The sequence below is a fragment of the Elioraea sp. Yellowstone genome (assembly GCF_006704265.1).
Classification (GTDB): domain Bacteria; phylum Pseudomonadota; class Alphaproteobacteria; order Acetobacterales; family Acetobacteraceae; genus Elioraea.
Map to the genome: position 1 here is coordinate 1 of NZ_VIKA01000119.1, position 9,728 is coordinate 9,728.

Annotated in this window: 11 protein-coding genes; 9 read left to right on the plus strand and 2 right to left on the minus strand. The window is 74.8% G+C overall.

Translation table 11 applies throughout. The features are described from left to right. Positions 1-49: 49 nt before the first annotated feature. Positions 50-424 (minus strand): thiol-disulfide oxidoreductase DCC family protein, encoded by a 375-nt coding sequence (locus FK498_RS14330; protein WP_237560956.1) that lies wholly within the window; start codon positions 422-424, stop codon positions 50-52. A gap of 78 nt (positions 425-502) precedes the next feature. Here FK498_RS14330 and FK498_RS14335 point away from each other — a divergent pair, with 78 nt between their 5' ends. The 6 genes from FK498_RS14335 to FK498_RS14360 all read left to right on the plus strand — a co-directional run bounded on the left by FK498_RS14335 (position 503) and on the right by FK498_RS14360 (position 6,274). Continuing rightward, a complete protein-coding gene (locus tag FK498_RS14335) occupies positions 503-1,072 on the plus strand; it encodes a demethoxyubiquinone hydroxylase family protein (protein WP_141855670.1) in 570 nt (189 codons plus the stop codon). Positions 1,073-1,076: 4 nt separating this feature from the next. Further along, complete coding sequence (locus FK498_RS14340) at positions 1,077-1,568, plus strand: TspO/MBR family protein (RefSeq protein WP_141855672.1); 492 nt, start codon at positions 1,077-1,079, stop codon at positions 1,566-1,568. Positions 1,569-1,736: 168 nt separating this feature from the next. Next, positions 1,737-2,720, plus strand: a complete 984-nt coding sequence (locus FK498_RS14345; protein ID WP_141855674.1) for a sialic acid TRAP transporter substrate-binding protein SiaP — start codon at positions 1,737-1,739, stop codon at positions 2,718-2,720. Beyond that, positions 2,717-3,190: a TRAP transporter small permease gene (locus tag FK498_RS14350; protein ID WP_141855676.1), complete on the plus strand. Its 474-nt coding sequence runs from the start codon at positions 2,717-2,719 to the stop codon at positions 3,188-3,190. The genes FK498_RS14345 and FK498_RS14350 overlap by 4 nt, the downstream gene beginning before the upstream one ends. Next, positions 3,187-4,470, plus strand: a complete 1,284-nt coding sequence (locus tag FK498_RS14355; RefSeq protein ID WP_141855678.1) for a TRAP transporter large permease — start codon at positions 3,187-3,189, stop codon at positions 4,468-4,470. Before FK498_RS14350 ends, FK498_RS14355 begins: the two co-directional genes overlap by 4 nt. 25 nt (positions 4,471-4,495) lie before the next feature. Continuing rightward, on the plus strand, positions 4,496-6,274 hold the full coding sequence (locus FK498_RS14360) for an ABC transporter ATP-binding protein (protein WP_141855680.1): 1,779 nt from the start codon (positions 4,496-4,498) through the stop codon (positions 6,272-6,274). On the opposite strand, the gene FK498_RS14365 is transcribed toward FK498_RS14360, so the two are convergent. After that, positions 6,246-6,914 (minus strand): tyrosine-protein phosphatase, encoded by a 669-nt coding sequence (locus FK498_RS14365; protein ID WP_141855681.1) that lies wholly within the window; start codon positions 6,912-6,914, stop codon positions 6,246-6,248. The genes FK498_RS14360 and FK498_RS14365 overlap by 29 nt on opposite strands. Positions 6,915-7,026: 112 nt before the next feature. Between FK498_RS14365 and FK498_RS14370 the strand changes: the two genes are divergently transcribed. From FK498_RS14370 to FK498_RS14380, 3 genes are all read left to right on the plus strand, one after another. Then, a complete protein-coding gene (locus FK498_RS14370) occupies positions 7,027-7,647 on the plus strand; it encodes a glutathione S-transferase family protein (protein ID WP_141855683.1) in 621 nt (206 codons plus the stop codon). Further along, positions 7,581-9,035 (plus strand): YcjX family protein, encoded by a 1,455-nt coding sequence (locus FK498_RS14375; protein ID WP_161988425.1) that lies wholly within the window; start codon positions 7,581-7,583, stop codon positions 9,033-9,035. Before FK498_RS14370 ends, FK498_RS14375 begins: the two co-directional genes overlap by 67 nt. After that, positions 9,032-9,728: DUF697 domain-containing protein (locus FK498_RS14380; protein ID WP_161988426.1), on the plus strand; the 697-nt coding region annotated here is incomplete at its 3' end. The genes FK498_RS14375 and FK498_RS14380, both read left to right, overlap by 4 nt.

Consider the following 9,728-nt stretch of genomic DNA (forward strand, 5'->3'; position numbering starts at 1 on the left):
CTGGAGCGGCGCTGGGCCGAGGCGGGCTGCCGCGACGATGCCGAGACGGTCAGGCGCTGGCTGCGCGAGGCGGTCGCCGCCACAGGCGCCTGACCGCGAGGAAGCCGCGATAGGCCGCCTCGGCGACCGGCGCGACCAGGGGATGCCCGACCAGCCGGCCGAGCCGGCGGAACCCCGGCATCGCCCCCCAGATCACGGCGAAGGCGCGCGCCCCGGCGACCAGCCGCCCGTCGGGCAGGCGCACATGCATCCGCGCAAGCGCCGCCGCGCGCGTCAGCCCCGGCCCGGGTGCGGCGTCGGGCGCCGAGACGTCCACCCAGGCGATCGCCCCGCCGCCCGGCCGGCCGCGCCAGAACGCGACCTCGCGCGCGCAGACCGGGCAGGCGCCGTCGTAATAGGCAACCGGGCGATCGGGCGTCTCCATGGCCATGCGCCGCAGGTGGCCGCGCCCGTGCGGCCCGCAAGGGGTTGGAATCGCCCTTCCGGCGGCCATCTCACGTCCATGGACGCCGCCGCGCTCGACCGCCCCGCCCCGCCGCGCACCGATCGTTCCTCCGTGCCGCCCTGGCTGGTGGCCGAACTCCGCTCCGACCACGCCGGCGAGACCGGCGCGGTGATGATCTATCGCGGCATCCTCGCGGTCAGCCGCGACCCGGCCGTGCGCGACTTCGCCGAACGCCACAGGGCGACCGAGCAGGGCCATCTCGATCTTCTCGACGCGCTGCTGCCGCCCCCCGACCGGTCGCGGCTCCTGCCGCTCTGGCGCCTCGCCGGCTGGCTGACCGGGGCGCTTCCCGCCCTGTTCGGCCCGCGCGCGGTGTTCGCCACCATCGACGCGGTGGAGAGCTTCGTCGATCGCCACTACCAGGCGCAGATCGACAGGCTTGATGCCGAGCGCATCCTGCCCGAGATCCGCGCCCTGCTCGAGCAGTGCCGGATCGAGGAGGTGCATCACCGCGACGAGGCGCGCGAGGCGGGCGAAGGCCCGCGCTATGGCGCCGCGCTGCGGCTCTGGGGCCGGATCGTCGGCGCGGGATCGGCGGCCGCGGTCGCCGCCGCGAGGCGGATCTGAGGCGATGGCGGGCGAGCTCGCGGTCCTCGGCCCCTTCCTGCTCGCCTGCTTCGCGGCCGCGACCACCGGCGCGGTGTTCCGTCCCGGCCCCTGGTACGACCGGCTCGACAAGCCGTCCTGGACGCCGCCGGACTGGGCCTTCCCGGTCGCCTGGACGCTGCTCTACGTCGCGATCGGGGTCGCACCCTGGCTGGTCTGGCGCGCGGCGGGGTTCGCGGGCGCCGCCCTGCCGCTTGCGGTCTGGGCGGTGCAGCTCGCGCTGAACGCCGCCTGGTCGTGGCTGTTCTTCGGGCTGCGGCGCATGGACCTCGCCTTCGCCGAGGTGGTCGCGCTCTGGGCATCGATCGCGCTGATGATCGCGCTGTTCCTGCCGATCAGCGTCACGGCCGGGCTGCTGATGGTTCCCTATCTCGTCTGGGTGAGCTTCGCGGCGGCGCTGAACCTCGCGGTCTGGCAGCGCAACAAGGACGCCGTGGGGAGCCGCGAGCCCGCCTGAGCGCCTCGCTGACGCGGGCGGTGACCGGCTGGCGCAGATCGCATACGGCCGGAATCGGCCGGATGCGTGAGGATGCTCGCCATGACGGGTTGGAGCGGTTTCCACTCGTGTGGAAACCGCTCTAGGCTCCGCGGCCGCCACGATGGCGCAACAGACGAGGGAACGCCGATGACCAGGATCACGCGCCGCGCCGTGCTCGGCGCCTGCGCCGCTCTCGCCGCCCCGGCCACGCTGCGCGCCCAGCCGCGCACGATCCGCTGGGGCGACCTCCTGCCCGCGACCCATCCGCAGGTGCGGATGATCGACCGGATCGCGCGCGAGCTGCGCGAGAAGACCGCCGGCCGGCTCGAGATCCAGTCCTTCCCCGGCGGCCAGCTCGGCTCCGGCCGGGACATGATGGAGGCGGTCTCGACCGGCGCCCTGCAGCTCACCACCGACGGCGCCGGCGCGCTCTCCGCCTTCCTGCCCGCGCTGTCCGTGGTCGAGGCCCCCTATCTCTGGCGCGATGCCGCGCACATGGCGAAGGTGACGGCGACGCCGGTCTTCGCGCGGCTGAACGGCGAGCTCGTCGCACGGCGCGGCATGCGCATGCTGGGCGTCACCTACTACGGCAAGCGGCATCTGACGTCCTCGGCCGCGAAGCCGGTGCGCGGTGTGGCCGACCTGGCCGGGTTCCGCCTGCGCGTGCCGCCCGTCGACGTGTTCCGCGCCATGGTCGAGGCCTGGGGCGGACGGCCGACCCCGATCAACTTCAACGAGCTCTACCTGGCGCTCGCCCAGGGCGCCGTGGACGGGCAGGAGAACCCGCTGCCGACCATCCACGCGGCGAAGCTCTTCGAGGTGCAGAAGCATCTCGTGCTGACCGGCCACATCATCACGCCGCGCATGCCGATCGTGAACGAGGCGTTCTGGCGCTCGCTCGCTGCACCCGATCGCGACGCCTTCGAGGCGGCGATCGCCTCGGCCGCGCAATGGCAGGATGCCGAACTCCTGCGTCAGGAGAGCGAGCTGGTCGCCACCCTGAAGGGCGCCGGCATGGAGGTGATCGAGGTGGATGTCGCCGCGTTCCGCGCCCCCGTGCTCGCGAGGGTGCCGGCGCAGTTCGCAGAGCGCTGGGGCCAGGGGACGTTCGACACGCTCGCCGCGCTTTGATCGCGCGTCTCGGTGCGGCGGCGGGCGCGCTGCTCGCCGCCGCGGCCGCCTCCCTGCTGGTCGCGCTGCTGGCGACGGTGCTGGTCGGCGTGGCCGCGCGCGCCTTCGCCCATCCGCTCGCCTGGACCGAGGAGGCGGCGCAGCACCTCCTGGTCTGGACCGGCTTCGTCGGGCTGGTGATCGCCGCGCGCCACGGCTCGCACATCCGCATCGAGGCGGTGCTGGGCCTGCTGCCGTGGCGTGCGCGCGTCGCGGCGGAGATCGGGATGCACGGGCTGATCGCGCTGTTCGCGCTGCTGCTCCTGCGCGAGGGGCCGGCGCTGGTCGCGCGCAACTGGGATGTCGAATGGGTGAGCCTGCCGCTGCCCTCGGCGCTGCTCTACATCCCGGTGCCGCTCGCCGCCGCGGCGCTGGTCGCGGTGTCGCTCGCCGAGATCGCAGCGCTGCTGCGGCGGGAGCGCGTGCCGTGACCGGGACGATGCTCGTCGTGCTCGGGCTCTGGCTGGTCTCGCTGTTCCTCGGCCTGCCGCTGTTCGCGGGCCTCGGCCTCGCCTCCTTCGGCTTCGTCTGGCTGTCGGGGATCCCGCTCGGCATCGTCGCGCAGAAGATGGCGCAGGCGGCGAACTCCTTCCCCCTGCTCGCGGCCCCGCTGTTCATCCTGATGGGCAACGTGATGAACGCCTCCGGCGTGACCGAGCGGATCTTCGGCTTCGCCCATGCCGTGGTGGGCTGGATGCGCGGCGGGCTCTGCCACGCCAACATCGTGGCCTCCGTGATCTTCGCCGGCATGTCCGGCTCGGCGGTGGCGGATGCGGGCGGGGTCGGCACGATCGAGATCAAGGCGATGCGCGACGCCGGCTACGACGTCGAGACGGCCGCCTCGGTCACCGCGGCCTCGGCGACGATCGGGCCGATCATTCCGCCCTCCCTGCCGATGGTGATCTACGCGGTGGCGGCGGACGTCTCGATCGGCGGGCTGTTCCTGGCCGGCGTGATCCCCGGCCTGATGATGGCGGGTGCGCTGATGGCGATGGTGACGGTGCTGGCGCGCCGGCGCGGCCTGCCGCGCGCGCCCTTCGGCGGACCGGCGGCGATCTGGCGCGCCTTCGCCTCGGCCGCATTGTCGCTCGCGACCCCGGCGATCCTGTTCGGCGGCATGATCAGCGGGCTGTTCACGCCGACCGAGGCGGCCGCGGTCGCCGCCGCCTATGCGCTGCTGCTCGGTCTCGTCGTCTACCGCACCCTGCCGCTGGCCGCGCTGCCGCGCCTGCTCGCCGAGACGGTCGAGACCACCGGCGTGGTGCTGGCGCTCCTGATGACCGCGACCGCCCTCGCCTGGTGCCTCTCGCTCTCGCGCATCCCGCAGATGCTGGGCCCCGCGATCGTCGCGGCCGTCGACGACCCGACGCTGTTCCTGCTCGCGGTGAACGTGCTGCTGCTGCTGGTCGGGACCGTGATGGAGGCGATCGCGGCGATGCTGGTGCTGGTGCCGATCCTGGTGCCGGCGGCGGCCGGGTTCGGGATCGATCCGGTCCATTTCGGCCTCGTGTTCGTGCTGAACCTGATGATCGGCACGATCACCCCGCCCGTGGGCGTGGTGCTGTTCGTCACCGCGCGCGTGGCCGGCCTGCCCTTCGACCGGCTCTCCCGCGCGATCCTGCCGTGGCTCGCCCCGCTGGTCGCGGTGCTGCTGGCGGTGACGCTCCACCCGCCGCTCGCGACGTGGCTGCCGCGGCTGGTGCTGGGATGAGGGGCGCGCGTGCTATGACGCGCGCATGACCCGCCCGCCCGATCCCGCGCTCGGCCTGCTCGGCCGCCGCCTCTGGCGCGACCATGCGCGCGGCGAATCGCGCCGCCTGCTCGCCGTGTTCGCGCTGATGGCGGTGGTCTCCGGCGCCACCGGCCTCTACCCCGTGGTGATCGACTGGGCGTACCGGCTGTTCGAGGCGCGCGATTCCCGCGTGATCTGGCTGGTGCCGCTGGTCGCGGTGGCCGTGGTCTGCGCCAAGGCCGCGGCGCAGTACGGGCAGGTGGTGCTGATGCAGCGCGTGGTCCTCGGCATCGTGCTCTCGCTCCAGCGCGCGATGTTCGACCGGCTGCTCGCCGCCGATCTCGCGCGGCTGCAGGCCGAGCCCACGGGCCGCCTCGTCTCCCGCTTCACCACCGACGTCGCGGTGATCCGCGAGAGCCTCGCGCGCGCGGTCGGAGGCGTGGTCGATGCGCTGACCGTGGCGGCACTGGTCGCGGCGATGCTCTGGCTCGACTGGGTGCTGACGGCCTTCGCGCTGCTCGCCGTGCCGGTCGCGGTGATCCCCATCAACGCGATCGGCCGGCGCATGCGCCGCGCGTCGAAGGCGCAGCAGGAACAGGCGGGCGAGGTGGTCGCGCTGCTCACCGAGAGCCTGGCCGGCGCGCGCATGGTGCGCGCCTATCAGCTCGAGGAGTACGAGCGCGAGCGCGCAGGCCGGGCGTTCCGCACCTGGTTCGACTCCCTGATGCGGGTGGTGCGCGGCCGCGCCCGCGTCGATCCGGTGCTGGAGGCGATGGGCGGGGTGGCGGTCGCGGGCGTGATCGCCTTCGCGGGCTGGCGCATCGCCTCGGGCGCGGCCTCGGCCGGCCAGTTCACCGGCTTCGTCGCCGCCCTCTTGATCGCGGCGCGGCCGATGCGCGCGCTCGGCACGCTCGCGGTCGCCCTGCAGGAGGGCGCGGCGGCGGTCGCGCGCTGCCTCGCGCTGATCGACGAGATCCCGCGCGTCGCCGATGCGCCGGAGGCGGTGCCGCTCGCGCCCGGCCCCGGGCGGATCCTGTTCGACTCCGTCTCGTTCCGCTATGGTGAGGGCGGGCCCGCGCTGCACGAGGTCTCGCTCGAGATCGCGCCGGGAACCACCGTCGCCGTGGTCGGCGCCTCGGGCGCGGGCAAGACCACGCTGGTCAACCTGATCCCGCGCTTCGCCGACCCGACCGAAGGCCGGGTGCTGATCGACGGGCAGGACCTGCGCGCGGTCACGCTCGCCTCGCTGCGGCGGGCGATCGCGCTGGTCAGCCAGGAGGTGGTCCTGTTCGACGACACGGTGCGCGCCAACATCGCCTTCGGCCGGCTCGACGCCACCGACGCCGAGATCGAGGCGGCCGCGCGCGCGGCCGAGGCGCACGGCTTCATCGCCGAACTGCCGCAGGGCTACGCGACGCGCGTCGGCGATCGCGGCCTGCGCCTCTCCGGCGGCCAGCGCCAGCGCATCGCGCTCGCGCGCGCGCTCCTGCGCGCCCCCCGCATCCTGCTGCTCGACGAGGCGACGAGCGCGCTGGATGCCGAGACCGAGGCGCGCGTGCAGGCGGCACTGGAGCGGCTGCGCGCCGGGCGCACCACGGTGGTGATCGCGCACCGGCTCTCCACCGTGCGCGCGGCCGACCGCATCGTCGTGCTGGAGGCGGGCCGCGTGGTCGAGGACGGGCCGCACGAGGCGCTGGTCGCACGCGGCGGCGCCTATGCGCGGCTGGTCGCGGCGCAGGCCTTCCGAGCCGAGCCTATTCCCGCCGCAGCAGACGGTCGGTGACGAAGCTGCCGAGCCGGGAGGCGCGGAACTCCTCGCGCAGCGCCTGCTCGTCATAGGGGCCGCGCACCCAGTCGAGGAAGCCGATCCCGCTCTCCGCCTGCGCTTTCTCGTATCGATCGAGGAACGCATCGAGGATGCCGGTCTTGCCGGCCGCGACATGGCCGTGGCGCCAGGAGAGCTGCCGCTTCGCCTCCGCCACGGGTCGGCCGCGCAGCAGCAGGTAGATCGCCGCGACCAGCCCCGCCCGGTCGGCGCCCGACTTGCAGTGGATCAGCGCCGGATAGGCGATCGTGTCGAACAGTCCGGCGAGGCGCAGGATGCGGTCCTTGTGCGGCGCGCCCCGGCTCTCGAACGGCGCGTCGATCATGGCGAGGCCGAGCCGTGCGCAGGCCGCGCGCGCCAGCGCATCCGAGCCGCAGTCCCGCCGGCCGCGCAGATTGAGCACCGTGCGGATGCCGCGCCGCGCCTCCAGCGCGAGCTGGAACGGCAGCGGCTGGTTGGAGCGGTAGAGCCGCCCCTCCTCCACCGCCGCGCGGTTGCGCCAGGCGAGGCGGAGCAGGGCGTGGTCGACGAACAGCGCGTCGGCCCAGGCGCGGAAGCGGCCGGACGCCGTGTCGAGGGCGAAGGACGAGGCGGTCACGGACGAGAGATGGCCGGGCGGCGGGGCCGGCGCAAGCCGCCGCCCCCATGACGTCCGCCCGGGGAGGGGTTAGGCTCCCCGATCATCGCGCAACCCCCGAGGACAGAGACGCATGCCCGGCCCCGTGAAGCTCTACGGCATTCCCCGCTCGCGCGCCTTCCGCTGCCTGGTCGCCCTCGAGGAGACCGGCGTCGAGTACGAACTCGTGCCCACCGACTTCACCGAAGGCGTGAAGTCGCCCGCCTTCCGCGCCATCAACCCGAACGCCAAGATCCCGGCGCTGGTGGACGGCGAGACCGTGCTGTTCGAGAGCCTGGCGATCAACCTCTACCTCATGCGCAAGTACGGCGATCTCTGGCCGCGCACGGTCGAGGACGAGGGGCGGGTGTTCCAGTGGACGCTCTGGACCGCCACCGAGATCGAGCCGCCGCAGATGCAGTGGGCCTACAACACCTTCGTCCGCCCGGCCGACCAGCGCGACCCGGCCGAGGCGGCGGCGGGCGCGGAGCGGCTCAAGGCCCCGCTCGGCGTGCTCGAGACCGTGCTCGCGGACCGCGACCACCTGCTCGGCGCCGCCTACTCGCCGGCCGATCTCCAGGTCTCCTGCGTGCTCTACACGGCCTGGTTCAACGGCTTCGACCTCGCGCCGTTCCCCAAGGCGAAGGCGTGGCTCGACCGCTGCCTGAACCGGCCGGCGGTGCTGCGCGCGCGCAACATGCGCGAGGCGGCCTGATCGCGGTCCCCGACCCGATCGCCGAGGCGCGCGCGGCGGCCGGGGCGCTGCGCCGGCTGCTCCTCGGCACGCCGGAGGAGACGGTCCGCCTCGCCGTCACCGGGCTCAGCCGCGCCGGCAAGACGGTGTTCGTGACGGCGCTCGCGGCCAACCTGATGGCCGCGCCACGCGATCCGCGCCGCATGGCCGCGCTGCCCGCGGTCGCCGAGGGGCGGGTGGTGGCGGCGGCCGAGGCCGGGCTGACGGTGGCCGACGCGCCGCTCTTCCCGCTCGGCGCCGCACTCGCCGCGCTCGCGGGCGAGGCGCGCTGGCCCGAGCCGACGACGCGGCTGACCAAGCTCGCGCTGGCGCTCGAGGTGCTGACGCCCACCCCGGGCTGGCTCGGCCGGCAGCTCGGCCCCAGCCGGCGGACGGTGCGGCTCGAGGTGGTGGACTATCCGGGCGAGTGGCTGCTCGACCTGCCGCTGCTCGGGCGCAGCTTCGAGGCGTGGTCGGCGGCGGAGCTCGCGCGGGCGGAGGAGGCGCCGCGCGCCGGGCACGCCGCCGCCTGGCGGGCGGCGCTGGCCGGGCTCGATCCGCAGGCGCCGACCGAGCACGCCACGCTCGCCCGGCTCGCCGAGGCCTACACCGCCTATCTGCGCCGCTGCCGCGACGAGGCCGGGCTTGCCGCGCTCACCCCGGGCCGGTTCCTCAACCCGGATGCCTGGGCCGGGATGTCGTTCCTGCTGTTCTGCCCCCTTCCCGTCCCGGCCGGGGCGCACCCGCGCGCGGGCAGCCTGTGGGCAACGATGCGCGCGCATTACGACGAGTATCTGCGCCGCACGCGGGCCGAATTCCTCGCCCCGCACATGGCGCGGTTCGATGCCCAGATCGTGCTGGTCGACCTGTTCCGCGCGCTGGCCTCCGGCGCGGCGAGCTTCGCCGACACGCGCGCCGCATTGGCCGAGATCGCGGCGGCGCTGCGGCCCGAGGGCGGCTGGCTGGCGCGGCTCGGCCTCGCGCGCGCCCCACCACTCCCGGTCTATGCCGCGACCAAGGCCGACTACGTGCCCGAGAGCCAGCGCGGCCAGCTCGTCGCGCTGCTGCGGCATCTCGTCGGGGGCAACGGTGCCACGCTCGCGGTCGCCGCGGCCGCCTGCACGCGCGACATCACGATCGAGGAGCGCGGCCGCGCGGTGGAGGCCGTGGAGGGGCTGGTCGCGGGCGGCGGGCGCGAGGCGTTCTGGTTCGCCGGCGGCATCCCGGTGGAAACGCCGTCGTCGGCATGGTTCGACCGGCGCTACGCCGTGCCGGTGTTCGCCCCGCCGGCGATCGACCCGGAGCGCGGCCTGCGGCACCTGAACCTGGATCGGGTGCTCGCCGCGGCGCTGCCGGAGGTGTTCGCGTGAGCGAGGAGACGCCCGGCGCGCGCCGTCGTGCGCTCGCCACCGAGGCCGCGCGGCTCGCCGACGAGCTCGAGGCGCTGCCTGAGCCGCCGGTGCCGGAGCCGCCGCGACGGCGCGGCCTCGGCGCGCTGATCGTGGTCGCGGCGCTGGCGGGATTCGGCCTGATCGCACTCGATCTCTGGGCCTTCGTCGAGGCGCGCTTCGCGGCCTCGGCCGCGCAGGGCTGGATCGCCGCGACGCTGGTCGCGGCGCTGGCGCTCGCGCTCGCGCTGCTGCTCTGGCGCGAGTGGCGGGGGCTGAGACGGCTCGCGCGCGTCGAGTCGGTCGCGAACGATCCGGATCGCGCCGCCGCGCTGATGGAGCGCGACCCGCGGCTTGCGCGCGCGGTGGCGCTCTGGCGCGGGGTCGCGCGCGGCGTGAACGACCCGGACCGCCGCGCGGCGCTGTTCGCGCATCACGTGCTCGCCCCGCTCGACGCGCAGGCGGACGCCGCGATCCGGCGCGCCTCACTCCGCATGGCGGGCGGGGTGCTGGTGCTGCCCTCGGCGCTCTTCGACACGCTCTGGTTCGCGATGCAGGGCTTCGGGCTGATCCGGCGGATCGCGGCGATCTACGGCCTCGCGCCGGGGGCGGCGGCGACCTGGCGTCTCGCGCGCCGGGTGCTCGGCGAGGCGGGCGCGATCGGCGCGGCGGACG